The following is a 23,697-nucleotide window of genomic DNA, read 5'->3' on the forward strand; positions in this document are numbered from 1 at the left end:
GCGGGAATGACATTAAAGCATTAAAATATCACCTTATTCTTCTTAGATTCTTAATAATATATGAAATAGTAATTATCGGACTACAAATAATTATTTTCAATAACCTAAAATAAGAGCTTAAATTTCTATCTTCAATAAACCAATTATATAAATCATTTATAGGTTTAATCTCAGCAGGAATAATATATTGATCTTTAAATAATTCTTTTAAAACTCTTTTTGCCTGTTTTGCTTCTACTTTACTCTCTATTGTTAAGCTTTGATCATGTACTCGGTAGAAATATAAAGATTCCGGTATATGAGCAAATTTCGTAACAAGCCCAAACCTTAGCCAATATTCATAATCATCCACTAACTGCATATTTTCATTATATCCACCTACTTGCCTTGCTAAATCGGCTCTATATAAGAAACATGCACCGACGCAATCTCTAATCGGTAAAAACTCAGGAGGTTCTTGATAAAGTCTTATTCCTACTTTACCGTGGTCATCGATCAAAGTATAATCAGTATATACAAGCCCTATCTTAGGTGAATTATCAAGTATCTTAACCATTTTTTCTAAAGCATTTTCATGGAAAAGATTATCATCCGAAATCCAAGTCAAATACTCCCCTTTGGCCTCTTTAAAAGCAATATTAAGACTTGCCGGTAATCTTTTATTGGTCTCATTTACTATTACCTTAATACGTGAATCCTGCTCTGCATATGTCCTAGCTACTATAACGCTATTATCTTTTGAGCAATCATCAATAATAATAAGCTCAAAGTCTTTAAAGCTTTGATTAAGGCAGCTCTCAATAGCAAAAGGTAATAGCTTCTTTCTATTATAAACCGGTAAAACTATTGAGATTTTTGGAAGATTACTATGCATGTCCTCCTAACATATCAAGAGTATTTAAACTATTAATTATATTTTCTATTAGTGATGATTCTTCAGCTTTACATCCATCTTCAAGGATTAATAATATATTGCTTAAAGCATTATTAAGCATTTTGGGTATTATAGTATTTTGCTCTTCAAACCTTTTAATTAGTTGCATCAAAGGATCAACATATTCAATTATTAACGATTCTTTATATTGATCTAATAGCTTGGCAAGACAATCAGATACTGCTCATAACAAAAGATCAGCTCTTTCATTATCTATTAAATCAAATACTTCATAAATTTTTTCAATTTGTACTTCAATATTATCTACAAGCACTAGCATAATTTTTAGTATTAAGATTATTATATTTTTTATAAAATAAGCATATAAAATAATTTTTTATATTCTTTACTAGATTCCTGCTTTCGCATGAATGACATAAAAGGAACCATGCGGGCATTCTTAATTCTGTAAATTTATATATTTCGTATTTAGATATTCAAATATCCCTTCAAATGAGCCTTCAACTCCAAAACCTGAAGCTTTACGTCCTGCAAAAGGTGCTTTTGCATTTGCAGGTAACGGGTCGTTAATCGATACCATACCAAAATCAAGCTTAGACGCTATCATTTGTGCCACGGATATATTATTTGAATATACATATCCTTGCAAGCCGTATTCGGTATTATTTGCATGTTCTATTACTTCATCCAAATCTTTAAATTTATAACAAGCAACTACCGGACCGAATATTTCTATTCTAAAGATATCCATATTATCCAAACAGTCAATAATAATAGTAGGCTCAATAAAATTATCAACAGCTTTACCGCCGCAAATTAATTTAGCTCCTTTACTTTGTGCATCAGCGAGTAACTTTTGTATTTTTTCTATGGCAGCAGAATTAATTAACGGACCTACATCCGATTCCTTATCAAATCCGTCACCGGCTTTAAGCTTAGTAAATTTAGCCTTTAGAATTTCTATAAATTTTTCATATATAGATTCTTCTATAAATGTTCTGTTAGGTGAAATACAAGACTGTCCACTATTTCTAGTTTTAGCGATTACTAAATCACTTACTACTTTCTCTAAATTATTATCTGCCGTTATAATGAAAGGAGCATTGCCGCCAAGTTCCAAAGATAAACGTTTTAGAGTATTTGCGGCATTTTGATATAGAATTTTACCGACATTTGTAGCGCCGGTAAATGATAATTTTCCGAAGCCTAAAATCTTCACAAAAAGCCTTACCTATAATATCTGAACTACCTGTAATTACATTAAATACTCCGGCAGGCAAACCGGCATCGCTTGCAAATTTCGCAAGTACTAAAGCTGATAGAGGCGTAAGACTTGACGGTTTTAATATAACGCTGCAACCCGCAGCTATTGCAGGTACTACCTTGCGAGTAATCATTGCACTTGGAAAATTCCAAGGAGTTATAGCAGCAGACGGTCCTACAGGCTCATATTGCGTAACAATTTTATGAGTTTTACTATTACCGGGTTTGATAGTCGAATGAATATTACGTATAGCATATGTATACCAATCAATAAAAGAGGCTCCATATAAAATTTCTTTTTTTGATTCAGCAAGTATTTTACCCTGCTCTAGGGTTAATATATGACTTAACTCCTCAATATTTTCGATTACTAAATTATACCATCTTCTAAGAATCGCTATTCTCGCTTCAAATGAGCTTTGTGACCATAAAGAAAAACTAGTCACCGTATTATTAATCGCTGAATTAATCTCAGATAATCCTAAATTCGGAACTGTAGCAATTTCTTTTAAGGTCGCAGGATTAATAACGGATATTTGCTTCCCGAACTCTATAAATTCACCGTTTATATAATTCTTTCCCGTAATGTTTTTAAGTAAGCTCATATATTTTTACCTGTGTGGATACTAAAATCGTCATTGCGAGCGAACATTGGCGTTGTTGCATGGCTCGAGAAAAGTGTTACAAACTTATCTTAAAATTATACGGCAATACTAACAAGAAAAATATTTATAATGAATTATTTATACCAAAATCTTCACCACCCATTTGGCTTTCTAATACATCATAAGAAATATTTTCCAAATTAGCATGTTTTATAATATTAATGATATCTTCAGGAGCTATTGCGTTTAATATAAGATTCAATATTTCTTGAGGAAATTTATATCCAATGTCAGATAATATAGCAGAGTTTTCAGTTATATTATAATTAAAGTCTATACACCTGCCTTGTTTAAGTCTTCTAGAATATTTTCTCACAATAAATTTGATACTTTACCTACCTTTATAGCCTCAGCTATTTTAACCCATAACTCAGAGGGACTTAATTTCTTCTTTGCCAAAAGCTATTAAATTCTTGAATGGCTCTAAATCATTACCTTTAACTCCTTTAATATTTCCCCATGCATACTCAATAACCTCAGATGAAATATCAGAGTAATATTTTTTCTTAGGATTTATTAATTGTGACTCTAAAGAGATCACAGCTGAGAGAAATACTTTTTCTAAGTTATTAAATAACCGCCTTTATTAAGATTTATATTTGCTAACAGCCAACCACTTGAGTCATCTCCATTAAAAATCCAATTCTGATGTAACATTGAGTCAAAAGTCAAATTTTTAAATATATTAGTAGTCGTAGGCTTATCAGTAGCTAACCTAATATCAGGAGCCTTTATTACTTGATCATATCTAACTCCGGTTATTTCTAGCTCTGTAAATTTTTCACTTTGGCTATTTGGATAAAAATGATTTAAGTAAAATTTTATTGCAGAATATATTAAAAATTTTTGTGAAAATGCGGCTTCTGCTAGCTCTATTTCTAAATTAGCATTTTTTCAATGCTTCTAAATTTTGTATGTTAAAACTATCTCATCCAACTAAAAATTTCATAAGTAATGGATATGTATCAATATTTTGTTTTTGTGGTGGTATATTTATTATGTTCCAAGTCATTATATATTTGTACCTAATTAAATTAATACACAATGACTATAATAAGTGTCTTACTGAATGCAACAATTTTTTATTAACTTATATGTTAATTTACAGCTAAAAAATCTAAATTATTTATTTAGAAATTTTTCAGCCTCAAGAGCCGCCATACAGCCTGTTCCTGCAGCAGTTACTGCTTGTCTATAAATTTTATCCTGAACGTCACCAGCAGCAAAAACACCTTCTACACTAGTTCTAGTAGTGCCTGACTTCGTGATGATATAATTATCGTCATCCATTACAATTTGTCCGGTAAATAGCCCCGTATTCGGTGCATGCCCAATAGCTATAAATACACCGCTACAATTCAATAAACTAATCTCTTTGGTGTGAACATTTTGAATTTTAACTCCAGTAACGGATTTTGGTTTATTGCTACCTACAATCTCATCTACTACATGATCCCAAATTACTGATATTTTAGAATTTTTAAATAATCGATCCTGTAATATTTTCTCAGCTCTAAAACTATCTCTTCTATGCACTATAGTGACTTTGTTAGCATGATTGGTTAAGTATAAAGCTTCTTCTACTGCACTATTTCCTCCCCCTACTACAACTATTTCTTGATTCTTAAAAAAGAAACCATCGCAAGTAGCACATGCCGAAACACCAAAACCACGAAATTTCTGCTCTGAAGCTATACCAAGCCATTTTGCTTCCGCACCGGTACAAATTATTATGCTCTCCGCGTCATATTCATTTCCTGCTCCTGTAAATACTTTAAAAGGTCTTTTTGATAAATCCACCTTTTCTACGTAATCACTAACAATTTCCGTACCGACATTTTTAGCCTGCATAGACATCTGCTCCATAAGCCAAGGTCCTTGCACCGTTTCCGCAAATCCTGGATAGTTTTCAACATCGGTGGTAATTGTAAGCTGCCCGCCTGGCTGCATACCATTTATTAATATTGGTTTTAAAGCAGCTCTAGCTGTATAAATAGCGGCACTTAAGCCCGCAGGTCCTGAACCTATTATTAGTACTTTAGTAGTAATTTTCATAATTATTATTTATTAATTTAAATGATGCCTATGTCATTCATGCGAAAGCAGGAATCCAGAAAAACATATAAAAAACAGTTTCTTTATATGTTTATTTTATTAAATATGTAATTTTTGTACCAAGATTAAGGTTATTTTTCTGGATTCCCGCTTCCGCGGGAATGACATCCTGAACGTTCGTACAATACAAGGTCACACAATCTAAGACTTCTTTTCTAACCAAGATTTGACATAGTTAATTTCTTCAGGGTTCATTAGAGAAGGAGCATGACCGGCATATTTTACTTCATAAAGATCAAAAATTTTTGTTTCTTTCATCTTTTTAATAGTAGATTTTGTTAAAATTTGAGATTTCATCCCATGAATTACTAATATTCTACATTTTATTTTATTCCATACAGACCATAGTTTAATATCTTCCTGGTTACTAGCATTTTTCATTCCTTTTGTTATAGCAGGATCATAATTCATTTTATATTTTCCGCCGAATGTAGAAATTACACTATATTTTGTTAAATAATCCCAATCTTCTTCATCTTTAATACCGCTTTGTGCATAAATAAGTTTTAAATGTTCTTTTGCACTAGCCAAATCATCTAAGAGTATCGTTTTTTTAGCATAACCTCCAATTTTAATTAAAGGAGCAGCATCAATAAACGCCCCTATATCATTTAATATTAAGGCTTTAAAAATATTTTTATATTTACTGGCAAGTACCATACCTATAATACCGCCCATTGAAGTACCAAGCCAAATAGGATTTTTGATATTGAGCCTTTTAAAAAAAAATAACGTATCTTTAATATAAGTCGTATAGTTATAATGATTAGCTTTTTTAAAATTTTCGCTATCACTGCGACCGGGATAATTTATTGCAATTACTCTATAATTTTTACTCAACTCTTTAGCTATTTTATCAAAATCATGAGCATTTCTAGTTAAACCGTGAGCACATACTATTATATTTTTATTTTTAGGATCACCGAATTCCAAATAAGAAATTTTATGTTTCGGTATATATTGAAGAGGTAATAAATTAATATAGGGACCAATTTTTATTGAATTAATTTTCATATGAACCTATTAATACCAATTTAGAATAAATTGTAAAAAAATCATTGTCATCATGTTATTAATTTAAGTCACTTAAAAATATACTGACCATGGTCGGCATATATATAACTACAAAAAGCAAAGATAAAAACACAGTAGCTGCAACTTTTTCAGGGTAAAATTTCTGTAAATTCGCTATAACTATAGTATTTGCTGCGAGTGGTGCCGTAGAAAGTAGTTTTAGGGCATTATAGTAATCATTGTTATACCATTTTGTTACAAAATGATCAAACATGATAAATAACCCTACTCCCAAAGGATAGAATAGAAATTTAGCAGCAAAAGTAGCAAGAGTAAATTTGATATCGACTTCAAATTTTTGTAGAGATGAAAGAGCAAGACCCACCATCACCATACCGAGTATCGAAAAAGAGCCTTTCATATTATATATAAAATCATCTAAAAAATCCGGTAAAGTAAAACCGCAAAAACTAAATAAACATCCCAAGAAAAAAGCATTTAAAATCGGTAATTTTACTACTTTTAATATACTATCGGTAGTATTAGCAAAGCTCCTCATACAAATATAAAAGCCGACGGAACATTCATAAATATTCACTCCTATAACAGCCATCATGTAAATACTTAATGTATAATCATCAAAAAGTGCTGCAGCTATAGGCAACATAAAATACCCGCCATTTGCCGTACCTGCAGACAAAGCTATAATATTACGTGTATGATCCTGCCAAAATTTACCAAAAAAATAATAAGAAAAGAGCGATAAGAGTGTTGCAATTACAAATGTTACAACCGTAACGCTTAATGCCGCAAGTGTTAAGGTTGTACTAGCAGGTATCGTAAAAAATACTATAGGTGATATAAAATAGAATAGTAACGAGGAGATACTATCTTTTTCAACATTTGAATATTTACCTGCTAAAAATCCTATTACTAAACTTAATAATACCGAAACGGTTTTAAAAAAAACTATACTAAAGATTATCATGTAATGAGCTAAAGATATAATTACTTATAATATACGAGGTTTTATTTTTTTTCACTAAATTTTGTAAAGATTTTTACTTCATCAGACCAAAATAAATTTCTAATTGAAACTTTAAAAATTTTATGTTATTTAAGGTGTCTAATTTAATATGAAATTTTCATATTATTTATGCAAAATCTATTATCCTTATTCATTATATTTTTTTGTTTAAATATCTATTCTAATCCTATGCCACTTGGGCTTGAATTAAATAAAACTACCAATATAGATCTAACAAAAAATACAAAATCATCAATAAAGAACCTAATTATTGGCAAGGATATAATTATTATATAGTTATATAGAACCAAATACAAAAACTATATCTAAAGCTTTAGTGATATGTAATGATTTTAAAGTCGTTATTTTAACTATAGATCAAAATAAATTTGAAGAGTTTTATAACATTTTAAAAGATAAATATAGTTTAGAAGAAGAAAATGATAAAGTGGTTACTTTCAAGGATGGTGAATGTGTAATCATACTTAAATCTTCTGAATTAAATACCGAAATGGAACTTGTATATATAACAAACGGTTTTTATAAAGAATTTTTAAACAAACTAGATAAAGAAGAAAAATTAGAGCAAGAACAGATGAAGAGATTGCTGTAATACTTGATTGGTATTGCTCGCGTGGAGTCATATGTCATTCCTGCGAAAGCAGGAATCTAGCATAAAGCGAGATGAATCGAGCTTTTAATTTCAAAAATTTGCTGTATTTATACTTTTTTCTGGATTACTGCTTTCGCAGGAATGACATAAGGAATAACACACGAAGCTACTTCGGAAATTATAGGCATATATAAATTATATTTTTTTATCAAATCCAAAACTAATTTTAATGCTTCTCTTCCCTCTACTAGCTCTTTATATTCCTGTAAAAATTTCTTTTTATCGCTACTAATTCCAAGTTCATAACCAAATTTTGTATTACGTGAACCTAACGAATAACAAGTAAGCACTAAATCACCTACTACACCCTCTAGTAAAATATCAGAATTTTTTTGCATACCACCTAAAGCTTTCGACAAAATAGCAATTTCTTTTAAGGCAGCTACTATAAGCGTTGCTCTTGCATTTTCGCCCTGCTTTCTTGCTAAATCAATACCGCTTTTAATAGCAAAAATATTTTTTAAAGCTCCTGCTACCTGTAATGTTACAATATCGCTTGACACATTAGTAGTAAAAATTTTTGAACTTAGGTTATAAGCTATTTTATTTGCTATATCTATATCTAAACTTGCAATACTTGCCGAAGCAGGTAAATTTTTAGCAAGTTCTTTTGCTAGATTCGGACCTACAAAAAACGCTGTAGGGCTATGCGGTAATAGAGTTTTTAACCTATCTGAAAATAATGCGGTAGGATTACGGGCAAAGCCTTTTGTTGCAATTAGAAGAGTATTGTCTTTAGAAATGCTGTGAGTTTTTAATAATTTTATTGAGTCATCAAAAGCGTAAGACGGCACTGCAATAATAATTAGTTCAAAATCCTTAATTATATCTAAGTTTGTAGTAGCCTGTAAATGAGCAGGTAATTTAATATCCCCTAAATATTTTACATTAGTTTTGTTATGTAAAATTTCCTTTGCTATTGCCTCATCACGTAAAAATAAAGTAACGTTATTACAGTTTTGTGCTGCTAAAGAAGCAAGGCTAGTACCGAAACTCCCTCCCCCATAAACCGCAATATTTTTAAATTTGTTCATGTGCTTATTTTTTCTTTGTCACTTGCAGGTTTGTAGGTATCGTTGCTTGGCTTGTTTATGTCATTCTCACGAAGGCGGGAATCCAGTAAAACCATATAAAAACTTGTTTTTATATGGTTTTTTTATCAAATATGTAACTTCTGTATCAATATTGAAGTTGTTTTTCTGGATTCCCGCTTCCGCGGGAATGACATCGAGCGAATTTCTCGAGCCATAAAACAATACTACTCACAATAACAATTTCACTACTCCACAGCTTTCTCAAGATTTACTATTATAACGGGTGACTTATTAATTTCTTGTTTTAAGGTTTTACGGATTGTTCCTTTTATTGCCTCGATTACTTGTTCATCCGACAATGCTTTTTTTGCCTGTTTATTTTGAATGGTAACAAGTTCTTTAATGTCGTTTTTAATGAGGTTAACTAATGCCATATCCTCTTTCGGATCAAGCAGCCCGGGCATAGACAGCATTGGGTTTGCAGCAAGCAGTCCTTTTTTATTAATGACTACTGATGCTACCACGATACCCGACTCACGCATACGTCTTCTAGCTTTGAAAATCGGAGATTCAACGGGCAGCAAATAATTACCGTCAACAGCTAAATAACCGTTTTCAACCTTTGAAATTACTTTTGCATTATTAGGTTCAAGCAGTACTACACTACCGTTTTCAACCTCTACTGCCTGTTTTATGCCGTTTTTCTTAGCAAGCTTAACATGTTCATGAATATGTACAGGCTCGCCGTGAACAGGTATACAAATATTCGGTCTAATTAGAGAATACATTTTTTGTAGCTCGTCAATCGATGGATGTCCTGAAACATGTACAAAATGGTCTCGCTCGGTAATAACTTCTACACCGGCTTTAACAAATATATTAAATAGCCTGAATATTTTCTTTTCATTACCCGGAATAATTTTTGAAGAAAAAATCATTGTATCCTTAGGAACAAGCTTTATAGACGGGTGAGAATTACTAGCCAGTTTTGCGGTGGCAGCCATAGGCTCACCTTGACAACCGGTAGCAATTACTAATAATTCTTCTCTTCTAAATCTGCTAACATCACGTTCACTAATTAGAGGAGCAATATCTTTCAAATAGCCGCTTTCCTGCGCAGCAAGCATCATACGGTGCAAACTTCTACCGGTTAAGACTACTTTTCTACCCGCAAGCCCTGCAGCATGAATTATTGTATCAAGCCGTGCTAAATTAGAGGCAAAGGTTGAAACTACTACCATTTGAGGACAACCGGCTATAATATCTACTAAACTTTTTCTAACATCCCCCTCAGAACCTGAGCTTCCTTTATTAAATACGTTAGTTGAATCACAAACAAGTGCAAGAACCCCTTCATCTCCGTAAGATTTTAAAAGCTCCTTATCGGCTTTTTGCCCAAGTATCGGATCGTTATCAAATTTCCAATCCCCCGTATGTAAAATATTACCTGCATCCGTACGGATCATAATTGCTTGCATTTCAGGAGCCGAGTGAGTTAGTGGCACCATCTCTAAGGAAAAAGGATCTAGATTTATTTTACTACCGGGTTTTACTTCATGAATTTTTATATTTTTAGCAAAATCATATTCATTTAAACGAATTTTTAAAAAATTTGCTGTAAAAGTAGTAGTATAAATAGGACATTTAAGGCTATTCCATAAATATTGGACTCCACCTAAATGATCCTCGTGAGCATGAGTTAAAATCAGACCTACTATATCTTTTTTATATTTCTCGATAAAGCTGCTATCAGCAATTATCATATCAACACCGGGTAAATAATCATCGGCAAAACCGCTACCACAATCAACCATTAACCATTTACCTTGATAATGGTAAAGATTAAGATTCATACCTATTTCATTAGATCCCCCTAGCGGTACAAATAGCAGATCATTTTTATGATTTTTGATGTTGAATGATGACATAATTTAACTTAATATTTATTTTATTATTTTATTCTTATAACTTATTATTAGTTAAGCGTCTATATATTAAAAAAGAAATTCATATAATGAATATAAATAAAATAGCATTGATTTATAACCAAAATTCCAAACATTTAGCTATTATAGAGGGAATAAAAAAACTCTATAATTATTGTAAAATAGAGGAAGCGGAGGTCATTATCGTAATAGGCGGGGATGGAGAATTACTACATAATATTCACCGCTATATGCATCTTAATATACCTTTTTACGGAGTTAATTTAGGAAGCCTCGGCTTTTTAATGAATCCTTTAGATACCAAAAATTTATTACAAAATATACACGAAAGTACGGTTTCTATCCTAAATCCTCTTCTTATGCAAGTCGAAGATACGAGCGGTCAAATATATACGGCACTTGCTATTAACGAAGTATCGATATTTCGTAAAACTAATCAAGCTGCTAAATTTAGAATAGACGTAAACGGGATAGAGAGAATGAGCGAATTAGTAGCAGACGGAGCTTTAGTTGCAACACCTGCCGGAAGTAGTGCTTATAATTTATCTGCCAGCGGTCCTATTTTACCGCTTGAGTCAAACATGTTATGCCTAACCCCTATCTGCTCGTTTAGACCGCGTAGATGGCACGGTGCTTTACTGCTTTCATCTGCTACGATTAAATTTGAAATACTTAATACAAATAAACGACCGGTAAATGCTACTGCCGACTTTCAGGAGTTTAATAATATCACAAATGTTACCGTTAAATCTACTAAGGATAAGCCTGTCAAACTGCTCTTTAATAAAAACCATACGCTGGAAGATAGAATTATTAAAGAGCAATTCGGTGGGTAATTATTAAAAAATATTAATAATTTTTTTACTAAGAATTAAACTAATGTATGATGCCTTGTTAAAAATAACTAGGCATCATATATGAAATCAAAAAAGTTTTCTATTAACTTCTCTGAAAATAACCATATTTTATGGTTACCACTTGAAGCTCCAATATTACCTTAAATACAGCTATAGAATTGTACTCAGTAATAGTTAAGGATTTGATATAAAAAATAATTATTTAAGAACTATTGAAGAAATAAAAAATTCAAAATTAGCTCCAGAATTTGCTAATTTAGCAATTAAGAAGATAAAAGAGGTAAAAACCCCAAAAAAGCTATTGGAATGTGTATTAAAAAATACAGTTACGCAGAACTTAAAAATCATGAGTTATTTAAAGATTATGAGATTAGTGAATATAATGCTTTAATTAATAAAAATTCTAAAGTAGAAATATTTTTTGAATACAAACCTAGCTCCAATTCTTCTAACCCTATCACTAAGATTATCAATAAATTTATCGCTAAGGAAAATATTTTTCGTTTAGCCGTAGTAGAAAAGAATATTGCATTAATTGAAGAAGTAGCTAAAGATATACTTAAATCAGCACCTATAGTTTTAAATTTACTCAAAACTCAAGGAGAATGGTATCAAAAATATCTAAATTTTATTGCAGAAATTTTATTATTTGTAAAACCTGAATTTCAACCTGATATTATTAAACAATTAGCAAATATAGAAGATTTTGCTATTCTAGACTCTTTTTCTGAAATATTGCTTGCTACCAAAAAATATGATGAAATAATAACATTACTTGCACCACGACTAGCGAATCTAGTAAACAATGAGCAAAAACAGGAAAGTAAATTCATCTATTTTTGCCGTTATAATCTATTAGTAGCCTATAATAATACAGGAAAATTATCATTAGACGAAGAGCAATTATTACGCATTTTAAAGGATCGACCAAACGATAGCGATTCAATCTATAGCTTATTTAATATTTATTTACTTAACGAAAGGGCAACAGAAACAAAAAATTTAATCAAAAATGCTCCTACAAATATCAAAACTTTGACAGCAATGAGTTTTAATTTAGCTGACATTGCTGAAGCTAAATTAAATCTAATGAACCAAGACAATTTATCTAAAGATAGTAAAGAACAGTTTCGATGTTTTCAATATATTGCCAAATACAATCAATATTCTGATGCTGAGAAAATTGTGAATGAAGAAAACCTAAAGGATGAGTGAATCGAAATTAGCAACTCTATTAGTGGTGTTATATTACTATCTACAACAGCCTTATATACCAAACAATATGAATTAGCTAAACAATTTATACAAAAAATACCTAAAAATAAAATAACTCCATATCTCAGTAATATCTTCCAGGCAATAGAATTTTTATTAAATCCTGAAGAATATATTAACCAAATTCATATCAAAGCTCTTGTTAGCAACCTTAATTTTGCACAAGCACAAGCTATAGAAAAAATTAATAAGATTATCACTTGTTTAATCGCAATTAAGAAATACAACTTAGCGTTAAAGAAAGTTGAGGAAATTTTACAATATGATAATAAAAATCAGGAAGCCATTGAGAATGGATTCACAGCTGCAAGGCTAACTAATGATCACGAAAAGATACAGGAATATATTGGTTTATTATCACTTAAAGAAGAGCTAGAGCAGTATGAAAATCAAAATCCTATAGAAATTCATGAATATTATCAATCAATAAAAAATGCACATTTACTTCATACTATCGGACAGGTTATTCCTAGTTACAGCAGTTGGAAAGTTAATCAAGAAGGAGAAATTACAAGTAATAACACTACTGCTTTAGGCAAATATCAAGGACTTGAATGTTATGGAAGAATAAAATTACAAGAAAAATTAGATAAGAATAAATGTGATAAATTTATAAATGCCTTAAAGAAAGATATAATATATAGACAACAGGGAGATAACGGCGTTAAATTTATCGGTAAAAAAGTAGTTGACATTAAAATTGATGGTGACCAGCGTTTATTCAAAATATATTACATTCAAACGAACAAGGTGAATTACTGATACATTTTGATCATCAAGGAAATCATAATGATGTAATAAAATTCGCCGGCGAACATCATCTAGAATTTCATCAAGATTCACTATAACTTTAATAAAATTATTAATTTTTACTCAAAAGGTTGGCGTAGGTTAATAGCGGCAGATACGGTACCCTCGTCTAAATAATCAAGTTCACCTCCGATAGGTATACCGCTAGCAAGGCGAGAAATTTTAGCAGGATGCTCTTTTAAATATTCTGTAATAAAATAAGCAGTAGTCTGACCTTCTAAAGTAGAATTAGTAGCAATAATAACTTCTTTAATATTTTCTGCAAAACATCTTGTGAGTAGTTCAGGTAACCGAAGTATGCTAGGGTTTTGTCTACTAGCTGCCGATAAATTATGACCGAGTACATGATATAAACCTTTAAAATTACCGCTACGTTCCATTGCCCATAATTCAGCCACAGTTTCGACAATAGCAATAATTGATTTATCTCTATATTCAGAAGAACAAATACGGCAAATATTTTCCGTATCCATATTACCGCAAATCTCGCATTTTACTATTTTCTTATCTATCTCTACAAGATTATTAATTAGGCTTTTTAACCTTACGTCTTTATCTTGCAATAGGTAAAGCGCTATACGCCTTGCCGATCTACTACCAAGACCGGGTAATTTTGAAAAAAGATAAATTAGCTGATCTATATCATTATCATTTGTTTCATTCATAAATATACTCGTTTAATTTGAAAAATGAGCTACGTCGTATAGAACTGCGGTACTCACCTATTAAGTGTATACGCTCCGCTCCTCGCCTTATATACTCCTTGCTCTTTTCCAAATTAAACTTCGTCTATTACTTAGGAGTATATTTAAGACTTAATAACGACGGTTCCAGCTATTTTATCATGTAATGCTTGTTTTTTAGAAGAAAAAAGTATGAAAAAAATACCGATAGGAAAAGTCATATACCCTAAAAATCTTTTAATTAACTGCTTTAAGGTCGGACGATTTAATGTTACGGCATCTACGATTTTCATACGTAAAAACATTTTACTAAGCGTTGCACCTTTATAATACCAAAGCGTTATGAAATATGAGCCTATTACTAATATATTAGTAGCAAAAATTGAAATATTAAACAAAATATATTTATTAAAATTTCCTGCTTTAAGATATTCATAAAATTCCTGACTCATAACCGAGTTAAACATTTCATTGGGATTATGAAGATTAATGTTATTGCTAAGGAAATAATCATTAAAGAACAACCATAATAAATTAAAAGAACAAAATTGTGATATTGGGATTGCTATAAAGGCAAATACTGATAAATCAAGTGCCGTAGAAAAAATTCGTGCTATAAAATCAGGATAAATAATTTGCTTTTTCATTGCCAGTTACTTTATTTTGGTGTTAGATAGTAAGGGTTATGGCAATCTCAGGATTTTGGCATGAGATTGCTTCGTCAAAACTTACAGTTTTTCCTCGTAATGACGATTAATACCCCTAATCAAAATTCAATATATTACATTCATGAATCAATTTGAAGCATATAGTTTATTATTTGTTGATAGTTTTGTCTCAAATCTTGTTATAGGTTTTCAGAATGAATTAATATTTCATTCTATGAAAATGTTCGGAGGCTATAATAGTTTAATAATGCTGTTAGTAGCTATTTGTGCTTCTCTTAGCGGTAATGCAATCAATTATATTTTTGGAAGAATAGTTTTAAATATCTTTTATGCTTCCAAAAATGCACAAAATATTTTAAGACATAAAAATTTAACAAAACTATATTATAAATATGAGATATTTATAATTTTCTTAATGGCATTTTCTTTTTGGGGAAGCTTTATTTCTTTGTTCTCCGGTTTTTTTAAAACAAAATTTCTAAAATTTTTAGGTATTGGTTGTTTGGCAAAAGCATGCTATTATGTCTTAGAATTGTATATATTTTAACGCATGAAAAAATTAACCAAAACTAATTCTTATAGACAACAAAAATTAGCAAGCATTATAAATGAAGCATTAATAGAAATTCTAAGGCGTGGCAAAATGCTGGATAGCAGACTTTTGGATTATCCTCTCACTATTACGAAAGTTATAGTTACTGCTGATCTCAAAATAGCTAATTGTCATTTCTTGCCTTTTAATACTAAACTAACAATAGATGAAATTATGGATGCATTAAATAATTCTAAAAATGCTATCAGAAATTTTATTACTAATAAAATAAATATGAAATTCTCGCCTGATATAAGATTTCATTACGATCACGGATTTGATAATGCTATAAAAGTGGCACACTTATTAAAAGATCTCTGAATATAAGAATCTAATAATTTATTAAAAAAATTATTATCATGCCATATTTTAATCAGTAATGTTATAACTTAAATATGGCATAACAAAATAGATAACTTAAAAGAAATAAAAGGATTAACAGGTTTACGCGGGTATACTGCATTATGGGTATTCTTCTTACACGCCACATATAATTTGGCCAGGTAACTCAATTGGAATGAATATAGCAAGACTTGGCAGTCTTGGGGTTGTAATATTTTTTGTGTTATCCGGCTTTATTTTATGTTATGTATATAATACTAGATTTTATACGCATACCGTTAGTTATAAAAGTTTTTTACGTATTGCCAGAGTTTATCCCTTACATTTATTTATGCTTTTATGCGTATTAATGCAGAGTCGATTTTGCCAGAAATTCTTTCACCCTACGATAATTCTTATACTTTTCTTCTTAATGTGTTCCTTATTCAAGCATGGGGGTTCACGGATTTAGTATCTTGGAATCAACCTTCATGTTCAATAAGTACGGCAATGTTTGCATATTAATTATTTCCTTTTTTAATATCATTAATGCAAAGATTATCAATAATTAAGTTATTGATAATCTTGTTATTTATATCTTATGGGATAATTTCTGCTCCTTATGCTTTTCAATGGCTGCAGACCCATATTAGTAACAAAAGAGTACAATTTGCTTACGGTAAAAGCTTAATAATGTTTTTAGGTGTATTTATTTTTGGTTGTATAACATTTTTTATTACAAAATATATAAAATCTTTGAAACTTAATTATATTATTTATGATATTATTACATTTGTAGGAATTGCTGTTTTTGCTTATATTTTTATTATAATTAATGCAGAAACACTTTGGTGGCTTGCAGTTGGCTCATCCTTAATAATTATTGGAACATCTAATGATTCAGGATTAAGTAAACTTATTTTCGGTAATCCAATAACATATTTTCTAGGTCAAATTTCATATTCTTTATACCTTTCTGCTTTAACTACAGAATTTTTTGTAGCATATTACTGGATTTATCCAACTCCTTTATGGCTTAAATTTGCTACTTCGGTTACAATAGCTACTATTTTGCATTATATAATTGAATTACCAGCTCGCCAGTTCATTCGTCAATTAAAAGTGAATAGATAGATAGGTGCTAGGGGATAAACTCAATCATTGAAAACAATAATTATCCGTTATACTAAAAACACTTAAAAATTAAGCTTTAGTACAACAGCCCCCCTAGCATAAATGGACTAAAGGCTATAAATGTTTTGCAATGATGGAGTTTAAACATCATTTACAAAACGATAATATCATAATAATTAAAATAATCAAGATATTTTAGTTATTTTTTAAATTTTAAGTATAACTCAAATAAAAATAAATCCTTATTTTTATTAAATAACTTTAAAAGATTATTTTTTTATATTAATATAAAAAAATAATCTTTTAATAAAAATAAATAGAAAATGTCTCCTCAAATAATAGAGTTATTAATTTTTGCCGTTATTGCCTTTTACATTATCAACAAATTAATGACGACTCTCGGTTCTACTTCAGAAGAGGAACAGACAAAGCAAAAATCTTATTTTGGCGAACCGGTTATTAAGGACGTAACTTACAGTACAGTTAAATCTAATAAAGAAGAAAAAAATATTCCAACAGCCCAAGATATTAAAGCTTTTAAAGATATAATAGTAGAACATAATATAACTGCGGTCGTAGATGGAATGGAACAAGTCCATAAACGCCTTTACTCCTTTGATCCGGTTAAATTCATAAATAATGCTAAAACTGCTTTTCAAATGATTATAGAAGCTGCTTATAAAAAAGATGCTAAAGAATTATCTGAGCTGATAGATAAAAGATACTTGGAAGAATTTGAAAAAATAACACCGTCCTATGGTGATTTTTTTGACTCATCGGCTTTAAGTGCAAAATATTCAGAAATTTACATGTTCGGTAATAACATATTTATTAAATTACTATTTCAAGGTAAAAATGTAGTTGACAAAATCGAAGATTTAAAAGAAGAATGGACATTTACACGTAATGCTAATACCAAAGAAGTTGATTGGTTTTTAAGCAATATTGAGAGAGTGTAGCAATTATATCTTATGACCTGAATGTCATTTCCGCGGAATCGGGCATGACATAAAAAGACTATAAAACTAAATCACAAACTATTAGTAATGAGTAAAATTTTCTATATTATAGGCACTATATTAATAATAAGTGTCGGTATTTTTATGTTTCAAACGCAAACGATAACGGATAACAATCAAATAATCCCCAGAAAAGTTTTATTCGGTAACCCTGATAAAGCAAGGGTTTCTCTAACCTACGACGGCAAATATATTCTATATGTTGCACCGAAAGACGGTGTATTAAACATTTGGCTAGCACCCTCAGATGATATTAGTAAAGCAGAAGCCATAACCCATGACACAGGACGCGGTATTTGGTCTTATGCTAAAGCTTATAATAATAAAAATATTTTATATACCCAAGATTTTAACGGTGATGAAAATGACCGAATTTATAGCTATAACATAGAGACAAAAGAGACAAAATTACTTACTCCCGAAAAAGGAGTTAAAGCTGGAATAGCCGGAGCAAGTCATAAGAAGCCAAATGAGATATTAATATATTTAAATGAGCGTAATCCTGAATATTTTGATATTTACAAATTAAATCTAGATACTCTAGAAAAAGAACTGATTTATAAAAATGATAGATTTACTGATTATGTAACTGATGAAAATTTAAATTTAAGATTCGGTAGCTTACTAGATAAAGATGGAGCTGTTGAATATTATGAATTCAAAGACGGAGAACCAAAGTTATTTACTAAGATATCAATGGAAGATTCTTTTAACACTTCCATACTTGGTTTTGATGCTAGCGGTGAAACTTTATATATGCTAGAGGGACGTAATCGTAATACCTCCGCACTTAAAGCTATAACACTAGCTACAGGTAGTGAAGAAATATTAGCTGAAGATGCAAAAGCCGATATCGGCTTATTTACAGTTCATCCCACAAAACAAACTCCGCAAGCAGTATCTATAGATTATGATAGAGTCTCATATAAAATATTAGATAAAGATATTGAAGATGATATTAAATATTTGCAATCTATTGATCGCGGTGATTTAATTATTAATAGTAGGACGCTAGACGATAAAACTTGGGTCGTTGCTTATATGGCTGATAATGCACCGGTGAAATATTATAAATATGATAGGGCAAATAAAAAAGCTGAGTTTTTATTTACTAATCGCAAAGAACTTGAGCAATATAATCTTGCTAAGATGCTACCGATAATTATCAAGTCACGTGACGGTCTTGATTTAGTTAGCTATATCACTTTTCCAAATGATGTAAAGCTCGATAAAAATAATATACCCGATAGAAAAGTACCTCTAATTTTAAATGTCCACGGCGGTCCGTGGGTACGTGATAGCTGGGGATACAATCCTGAGCATCAGTGGCTTGCAAATCGTGGTTACGCAGTTTTAAGTATAAATTACCGTGGTTCTACCGGTTTTGGGAAAGATTTCTTAAACGCCGGTAATTTAGAATATGCCGGTAAAATGCACACCGATTTAATTGATGGTGTTAACTGGGCTATTAAGAATAATATAGTTGATTCTGACAAAGTTTGTATTATGGGTGGAAGCTATGGAGGTTATGCAACGCTTGTAGGTCTTACCATGACGCCTGACGTATTTGCTTGCGGTGTTGACGTTGTCGGTATGTCTAATTTATTAACTCATGTGCAATCTAAAGCTCCTTATATGACACCATTGTTAAGTATATATAAAACACGTATAGGACCTTGGGATACTGAAGAAGAAAAAGAGTTTTTAAGACAAAGATCACCGATTAATTTTGTTGATAATATCAAAAAGCCTTTATTTATAGCACAAGGTGTTCACGATGTGAGAGTCGTGCAGGCAGAATCAGAACAGATTGTAAACAGCATGCAAGCAAAGCATATACCGGTAGTTTATGCACTTTACAAAGATGAAGGCCATGGATTTGCAAAACCCGGTAATAGAATCTCATATTACGCTCTTGCCGAGCAGTTTTTAGCTAAGATTTTAAAAGGAAGAGCGGAACATATAGGAGATGACTTAAAGAATGCTAATCTCATTCTGAATGATAAAGAAAAAATTAGCGGTACAGAGGCAGAAAAGATTATAGATACGGCAGTTGGGCATTAAGAAGAAACTGTCATACCGTGACTCGGTGTCCCCCCGTGGCTTGTCCATGGGATCTAGTTAAAAATACTAATAATTTTAGTATTTTTTATTGTTTTTTAGATTCCTGCTTTCGCAGGAATGACATAGAAGAGCGACAATGACATTAAGTAAGTTTGAGTACTATCATGCTACTTACAAATACTGAAAATTCTTACGGCTTAACTGCAAAACTTTTTCACTGGATCATGAGCATTATATTTATATTAATGCTCGTTGTCGGTTTCTTAATGGATAATTTCGTAAAACTTCCTTTAAAATGGCAATTATACGGGATACATGAAGCAACCGGTATAGTTGTTTTATCTTTAGTAATAATAAGGCTTTTATGGAAATTCTATAATGCTAATGTTTTGCTACCGGAAGATATGCCAAATTGGCAAAAAAAGCCGCTAATATTAATATAAATTTGCTATAGCTTTTAATGTTATTAATGCCGATAAGCGGCTTTCTAATAACTATTTTATCAAACCATCATATTGATTTTTATGGTTTGTTTACTATAAATTCTTTTGCTCCAGATTTACAATTTGCCAAAATCTTTAAAAAAAATCCATAAAAAGGCTGCTTATTTACTGCTTTAATTATTTTTCATATACTAGCTGCATTATATCATCACTTTATTAGGAAAGATAACGTATTAAAGAGGATATTGAATGAGTAACCTCATTATAAACTTATTGACATATAATAAATTGTGTTTTATATACAAAGTAAGATCAGATAACTTACTATATTAGTATTATGAGTAAAAGTGCCAGAGTAGTAATCTCATCGAAAGGACAGGTAGTTATACCTAAATATATAAGAAATAAACTTGGTTTACATTCAGGCTCTGAGTTAATAATTAACTACAAAAAAAATGAAACATTAGAATTGCTTCCTATAAAAAAAGATATCTATAGCTTTTTTGGTAAAGGTAAATATAAAGCTAAAAACGGTCCGGTGAATGTAGATGAAGCTATTAGTATTGCGGTTATCGAAAATGATAGGCATTGACACTAATATCTTAACTCGTACTTTTCTTGCAGATGATGCAATACAAGGTAAAGCAGCTCAAAATTTCTTAAAAAATAACATCACTAATAAGATTTTTATTGCATCATATGCATTACTTGAATTTGTATGGGTGCTAAAAGTAAATAAATTTACTCGCCAGGAAATTTATGAAGCAGTAATTAATCTTATTGATAATTCCAGCTTTATCATTGGGCATCAAGACATAATAATATCAGCTTTAAAGGTAAAGCAGACTTTGCCGATTATATGATTATTGCAGAAGGAGAAGTCAATAGTGCTAATAAGTTTATCACTTTTGATAAAGACATAGTAAGAGAAGTTAAAAATGCATCTTATCCATAAAAATTAATAGCAATTTAAATAAATTATTTAAAATGAATATTCATGAATATCAAGCAAAAGAGATTTTAAGAAAATACAGCGTACCTACTTCCACCGGGCTAGTTGTTACGAAAACCGAAAAGATTAATGAAACCATAGATAAATTAAATACGGAAGTATATGTGGTTAAAGCACAAATACATGCCGGCGGTAGAGGTAAAGCAGGCGGTGTTAAGGTTGTTAAGAGTAAAGAAGAAGCCAAAAAAGTTGCTCATGACATGTTTGGCATTAATTTAGTAACGCATCAAACAGGACCTCAAGGACAAAAAGTAAACCGTCTTTATATCGAATCAGGTTGTGATATTTTAAAAGAATATTATTTTAGTATAGTATTTGATAGATCGGCTAGCTGTATTACTTTCATAGCTTCTACAGAAGGAGGAGTTGATATTGAAGAAGTAGCAGAAAAAACTCCGGAAAAAATTATTAAATTTTCCGTTAATCCTGCAACCGGTTTACAAGATTTTCATATGCGAGGCATAGCTTATGAGTTAGGCTTTAAGGATAACCAAGCCAAACAGATGAAAGAAATAGTAAAATCAGTCTATAATGCTTTTATTGAAACCGATGCAGCACAAATTGAAATCAACCCATTAATTGTAAATAGCGACGGGAACTTATTAGCTTTAGATGCAAAAATTACTTTTGACGATAACGGCTTATTTCGGCATCCGAATATTACGGCAATGCGTGATCATGATGAAGAAGATCCTCTAGAAACTAGAGCAGCAAATGCAGGACTTAGCTATGTAAAAATGGACGGTAATATCGGTTGCATGGTTAACGGTGCCGGTCTTGCCATGGCCACTATGGATATTATTAAACTTTACGGTGCTTCGCCTGCTAATTTCTTGGATGTCGGTGGTGGAGCTGATCGTGAGCGTGTAAAAGAAGCTTTAAAAATAATTTTATCTGATAAAGAAGTACAAGGGATTCTAGTTAATATTTTCGGCGGTATCATGCGTTGTGATATTATAGCAGAAGGGATTATTGCAGCTGCAAAAGACATAGGTATAAAAGTACCGTTAGTAGTTCGTTTAGCCGGTACAAACGTTGAAAAAGGCGAAGAAATTTTATCAAATTCCGGTTTAGAAATAATACCGGCACATGATTTAGCAGATGCGGCAAATAAAATAGTTGAAGCGATACGGTAGATAACCGTCATGAGCTATGCAGGCATTGACCTTGTTGTATGGCTCGAAAAACCAGTTCAGTGTCATACCGTGGCTTGACCTATCCATAAAAAAATTAAAAAAGGACTGGATCACGCGATCAAGTCGCGGGATGACATCAAAGTAAAATAAAAACAATAAACATTATTTAACATGGCAATATTAATAAATAAAAAAACACAAGTTATCTGTCAGGGTTTTACTGGTTCACAAGGAACTTTTCACTCTGAACAAGCGATAGCGTACGGCACTAACATGGTTGGCGGTGTTACACCCGGCAAAGGCGGTCATACTCACCTTGATTTACCTGTATATAATACCGTACATGAAGCAAAAGCAAAAACCGGTGCAAATGCAAGCGTTATATATGTTCCGCCCGGCTTTGCCGCTGATTCGATATTAGAAGCAATCGATGCCGAAATTGAAGTAGTAGTATGTATAACGGAAGGAATTCCGGTGCTTGATATGGTGAAAGTAAAACGTGCTTTAGTCGGTTCTAAAACTAGATTAATCGGTCCTAACTGCCCTGGAGTTATCACACCGGGTGAATGTAAAATCGGTATTATGCCTGGGCATATTCATAAAAGAGGAACGATAGGTATTGTTTCAAGATCAGGTACTCTAACTTATGAAGCAGTAGCACAGACAACAGCAGTAGGACTTGGACAATCTACGTGTGTTGGTATAGGCGGCGATCCTGTTAACGGCACTAATTTTGTTGATTGTATTGAGATGTTTTTGAAAGATGATGAAACAAAAGCAATTATTATGATCGGTGAAATTGGCGGTAATGCAGAAGAAGATGCCGCTGAGTTTATCAAGCAGTCAAAAATCAAGAAACCTATAGTAAGCTTTATTGCAGGTATTACAGCACCTCCAGGTAAAAGAATGGGACATGCCGGAGCTATTATTGTCGGAGGAACAGGAAGTGCCGAAGATAAGCTTGAAACTCTACAAAGTGCCGGCGTAACTATCACTAGATCCCCTGCCGATATCGGTAAAACTATGTTAGATTTACTAAATAAAGGCTAAA

At 31.4% G+C, this 23,697-nt stretch carries 23 protein-coding genes and 5 pseudogenes; 15 read left to right on the forward strand and 13 right to left on the reverse strand.

Annotated elements, in window-relative coordinates:
* Positions 1-28: 28 nt before the first annotated feature.
* The 9 genes and pseudogenes from C4Q30_RS00730 to C4Q30_RS00770 all read right to left on the reverse strand — a co-directional run bounded on the left by C4Q30_RS00730 (position 29) and on the right by C4Q30_RS00770 (position 6,940).
* Entirely contained in the window at positions 29-874 is an 846-nt protein-coding gene (locus C4Q30_RS00730; protein ID WP_103896905.1) for a glycosyltransferase, read from the reverse strand.
* Positions 867-1,214 (reverse strand): annotated as a pseudogene (locus tag C4Q30_RS10335) (hypothetical protein). The gene C4Q30_RS00730 and the pseudogene C4Q30_RS10335 overlap by 8 nt, the downstream one beginning before the upstream one ends.
* A gap of 120 nt (positions 1,215-1,334) precedes the next feature.
* Positions 1,335-2,763 (reverse strand): annotated as a pseudogene (locus tag C4Q30_RS00740) (NAD-dependent succinate-semialdehyde dehydrogenase).
* 124 nt (positions 2,764-2,887) lie between these two features.
* A complete protein-coding gene (locus C4Q30_RS00745) occupies positions 2,888-3,139 on the reverse strand; it encodes a hypothetical protein (RefSeq protein ID WP_103896906.1) in 252 nt (83 codons plus the stop codon).
* 54 nt (positions 3,140-3,193) lie between these two features.
* On the reverse strand, positions 3,194-3,364 hold the full coding sequence (locus C4Q30_RS00750) for a hypothetical protein (RefSeq protein WP_245207390.1): 171 nt from the start codon (positions 3,362-3,364) through the stop codon (positions 3,194-3,196).
* A 61-nt stretch (positions 3,365-3,425) separates the two neighbouring features.
* Positions 3,426-3,699, reverse strand: a pseudogene (locus tag C4Q30_RS10340) (hypothetical protein).
* A gap of 246 nt (positions 3,700-3,945) precedes the next feature.
* On the reverse strand, positions 3,946-4,878 hold the full coding sequence (trxB, locus tag C4Q30_RS00760) for a thioredoxin-disulfide reductase (RefSeq protein ID WP_014273478.1): 933 nt from the start codon (positions 4,876-4,878) through the stop codon (positions 3,946-3,948).
* Between the two features lie 201 nt (positions 4,879-5,079).
* Positions 5,080-5,952 (reverse strand): alpha/beta fold hydrolase, encoded by an 873-nt coding sequence (locus C4Q30_RS00765; protein WP_103896908.1) that lies wholly within the window; start codon positions 5,950-5,952, stop codon positions 5,080-5,082.
* Between the two features lie 58 nt (positions 5,953-6,010).
* Positions 6,011-6,940: an AEC family transporter gene (locus C4Q30_RS00770; protein WP_014014308.1), complete on the reverse strand. Its 930-nt coding sequence runs from the start codon at positions 6,938-6,940 to the stop codon at positions 6,011-6,013.
* Between the two features lie 376 nt (positions 6,941-7,316).
* On the opposite strand from C4Q30_RS00770, the gene C4Q30_RS00775 reads away from it, so the two are divergent.
* On the forward strand, positions 7,317-7,592 hold the full coding sequence (locus C4Q30_RS00775) for a hypothetical protein (protein ID WP_103896909.1): 276 nt from the start codon (positions 7,317-7,319) through the stop codon (positions 7,590-7,592).
* 107 nt (positions 7,593-7,699) lie between these two features.
* Here C4Q30_RS00775 and C4Q30_RS00780 read toward each other — a convergent pair whose 3' ends face one another.
* Positions 7,700-8,686, reverse strand: a complete 987-nt coding sequence (locus C4Q30_RS00780) for an NAD(P)H-dependent glycerol-3-phosphate dehydrogenase (protein ID WP_103896910.1) — start codon at positions 8,684-8,686, stop codon at positions 7,700-7,702.
* A gap of 245 nt (positions 8,687-8,931) precedes the next feature.
* On the reverse strand, positions 8,932-10,614 hold the full coding sequence (locus tag C4Q30_RS00785) for a ribonuclease J (protein WP_103896911.1): 1,683 nt from the start codon (positions 10,612-10,614) through the stop codon (positions 8,932-8,934).
* An 86-nt stretch (positions 10,615-10,700) separates the two neighbouring features.
* On the opposite strand from C4Q30_RS00785, the gene C4Q30_RS00790 reads away from it, so the two are divergent.
* Together C4Q30_RS00790 and C4Q30_RS09335 are read left to right on the forward strand one after the other, a co-directional pair.
* Positions 10,701-11,468, forward strand: coding sequence for an NAD kinase (locus C4Q30_RS00790; RefSeq protein ID WP_103896912.1), 768 nt, complete (start codon positions 10,701-10,703; stop codon positions 11,466-11,468).
* Between the two features lie 327 nt (positions 11,469-11,795).
* Entirely contained in the window at positions 11,796-12,704 is a 909-nt protein-coding gene (locus C4Q30_RS09335; protein ID WP_245207391.1) for a hypothetical protein, read from the forward strand.
* 929 nt (positions 12,705-13,633) lie between these two features.
* Here C4Q30_RS09335 and recR read toward each other — a convergent pair.
* Both recR and C4Q30_RS00815 read right to left on the reverse strand, forming a co-directional pair.
* A complete protein-coding gene (recR, locus tag C4Q30_RS00810; protein WP_103896913.1) occupies positions 13,634-14,239 on the reverse strand; it encodes a recombination mediator RecR in 606 nt (201 codons plus the stop codon).
* A gap of 143 nt (positions 14,240-14,382) precedes the next feature.
* Positions 14,383-14,904, reverse strand: a complete 522-nt coding sequence (locus C4Q30_RS00815) for an RDD family protein (protein ID WP_004995736.1) — start codon at positions 14,902-14,904, stop codon at positions 14,383-14,385.
* A 142-nt stretch (positions 14,905-15,046) separates the two neighbouring features.
* On the opposite strand from C4Q30_RS00815, the gene C4Q30_RS00825 reads away from it, so the two are divergent.
* The 12 genes and pseudogenes from C4Q30_RS00825 (at position 15,047) to sucD (ending at position 23,696) form a co-directional block, all read left to right on the forward strand.
* A complete protein-coding gene (locus C4Q30_RS00825) occupies positions 15,047-15,472 on the forward strand; it encodes a YqaA family protein (RefSeq protein ID WP_103896914.1) in 426 nt (141 codons plus the stop codon).
* Positions 15,473-15,475: 3 nt separating this feature from the next.
* Entirely contained in the window at positions 15,476-15,838 is a 363-nt protein-coding gene (gene rbfA / locus C4Q30_RS00830; protein ID WP_103896915.1) for a 30S ribosome-binding factor RbfA, read from the forward strand.
* 143 nt (positions 15,839-15,981) lie between these two features.
* Positions 15,982-16,199, forward strand: a pseudogene (locus tag C4Q30_RS10345) (hypothetical protein); the annotation flags it as partial.
* A gap of 188 nt (positions 16,200-16,387) precedes the next feature.
* On the forward strand, positions 16,388-16,972 hold the full coding sequence (locus tag C4Q30_RS00840; protein ID WP_245207392.1) for an acyltransferase family protein: 585 nt from the start codon (positions 16,388-16,390) through the stop codon (positions 16,970-16,972).
* A 323-nt stretch (positions 16,973-17,295) separates the two neighbouring features.
* Positions 17,296-17,931 (forward strand): Tim44 domain-containing protein, encoded by a 636-nt coding sequence (locus C4Q30_RS00845; RefSeq protein WP_014014297.1) that lies wholly within the window; start codon positions 17,296-17,298, stop codon positions 17,929-17,931.
* A gap of 87 nt (positions 17,932-18,018) precedes the next feature.
* A complete protein-coding gene (locus C4Q30_RS00850; protein ID WP_103896918.1) occupies positions 18,019-20,055 on the forward strand; it encodes a S9 family peptidase in 2,037 nt (678 codons plus the stop codon).
* 164 nt (positions 20,056-20,219) lie between these two features.
* On the forward strand, positions 20,220-20,498 hold the full coding sequence (locus C4Q30_RS00855) for a cytochrome b (protein WP_103896919.1): 279 nt from the start codon (positions 20,220-20,222) through the stop codon (positions 20,496-20,498).
* A gap of 188 nt (positions 20,499-20,686) precedes the next feature.
* On the forward strand, positions 20,687-20,755 hold the full coding sequence (locus tag C4Q30_RS10350) for a hypothetical protein (RefSeq protein WP_342447526.1): 69 nt from the start codon (positions 20,687-20,689) through the stop codon (positions 20,753-20,755).
* 80 nt (positions 20,756-20,835) lie between these two features.
* On the forward strand, positions 20,836-21,090 hold the full coding sequence (locus tag C4Q30_RS00865) for an AbrB/MazE/SpoVT family DNA-binding domain-containing protein (protein ID WP_103896920.1): 255 nt from the start codon (positions 20,836-20,838) through the stop codon (positions 21,088-21,090).
* Positions 21,077-21,453, forward strand: a pseudogene (locus C4Q30_RS00870) (PIN domain-containing protein). Before C4Q30_RS00865 ends, C4Q30_RS00870 begins: the two are co-directional and overlap by 14 nt.
* A 32-nt stretch (positions 21,454-21,485) precedes the next feature.
* Positions 21,486-22,646, forward strand: a complete 1,161-nt coding sequence (gene sucC, locus C4Q30_RS00875; RefSeq protein WP_103896922.1) for an ADP-forming succinate--CoA ligase subunit beta — start codon at positions 21,486-21,488, stop codon at positions 22,644-22,646.
* 171 nt (positions 22,647-22,817) lie between these two features.
* Positions 22,818-23,696, forward strand: a complete 879-nt coding sequence (gene sucD, locus C4Q30_RS00885; RefSeq protein ID WP_014014291.1) for a succinate--CoA ligase subunit alpha — start codon at positions 22,818-22,820, stop codon at positions 23,694-23,696.
* Position 23,697 lies beyond the last annotated feature (1 nt).

This window comes from Rickettsia fournieri (assembly GCF_900243065.1).
GTDB lineage: Bacteria > Pseudomonadota > Alphaproteobacteria > Rickettsiales > Rickettsiaceae > Rickettsia > Rickettsia rickettsii.

Coding starts and splice junctions, on each gene's coding strand:
- C4Q30_RS00730 (WP_103896905.1), bottom strand. CDS start 874: ATGCATAGTAATCTTCCAAAAATCTCAATAGTTTTACCGGTTTATAAT.
- trxB (WP_014273478.1), bottom strand. CDS start 4,878: ATGAAAATTACTACTAAAGTACTAATAATAGGTTCAGGACCTGCGGGC.
- C4Q30_RS00765 (WP_103896908.1), bottom strand. CDS start 5,952: ATGAAAATTAATTCAATAAAAATTGGTCCCTATATTAATTTATTACCT.
- C4Q30_RS00770 (WP_014014308.1), bottom strand. CDS start 6,940: ATGATAATCTTTAGTATAGTTTTTTTTAAAACCGTTTCGGTATTATTA.
- C4Q30_RS00780 (WP_103896910.1), bottom strand. CDS start 8,686: ATGAACAAATTTAAAAATATTGCGGTTTATGGGGGAGGGAGTTTCGGT.
- C4Q30_RS00785 (WP_103896911.1), bottom strand. CDS start 10,614: ATGTCATCATTCAACATCAAAAATCATAAAAATGATCTGCTATTTGTA.
- C4Q30_RS00790 (WP_103896912.1), top strand. CDS start 10,701: ATGAATATAAATAAAATAGCATTGATTTATAACCAAAATTCCAAACAT.
- C4Q30_RS09335 (WP_245207391.1), top strand. CDS start 11,796: ATGTGTATTAAAAAATACAGTTACGCAGAACTTAAAAATCATGAGTTA.
- recR (WP_103896913.1), bottom strand. CDS start 14,239: ATGAATGAAACAAATGATAATGATATAGATCAGCTAATTTATCTTTTT.
- C4Q30_RS00815 (WP_004995736.1), bottom strand. CDS start 14,904: ATGAAAAAGCAAATTATTTATCCTGATTTTATAGCACGAATTTTTTCT.
- C4Q30_RS00825 (WP_103896914.1), top strand. CDS start 15,047: ATGAATCAATTTGAAGCATATAGTTTATTATTTGTTGATAGTTTTGTC.
- rbfA (WP_103896915.1), top strand. CDS start 15,476: ATGAAAAAATTAACCAAAACTAATTCTTATAGACAACAAAAATTAGCA.
- C4Q30_RS00840 (WP_245207392.1), top strand. CDS start 16,388: ATGCAAAGATTATCAATAATTAAGTTATTGATAATCTTGTTATTTATA.
- C4Q30_RS00845 (WP_014014297.1), top strand. CDS start 17,296: ATGTCTCCTCAAATAATAGAGTTATTAATTTTTGCCGTTATTGCCTTT.
- C4Q30_RS00850 (WP_103896918.1), top strand. CDS start 18,019: ATGAGTAAAATTTTCTATATTATAGGCACTATATTAATAATAAGTGTC.
- C4Q30_RS00855 (WP_103896919.1), top strand. CDS start 20,220: ATGCTACTTACAAATACTGAAAATTCTTACGGCTTAACTGCAAAACTT.
- C4Q30_RS00865 (WP_103896920.1), top strand. CDS start 20,836: ATGAGTAAAAGTGCCAGAGTAGTAATCTCATCGAAAGGACAGGTAGTT.
- sucC (WP_103896922.1), top strand. CDS start 21,486: ATGAATATTCATGAATATCAAGCAAAAGAGATTTTAAGAAAATACAGC.
- sucD (WP_014014291.1), top strand. CDS start 22,818: ATGGCAATATTAATAAATAAAAAAACACAAGTTATCTGTCAGGGTTTT.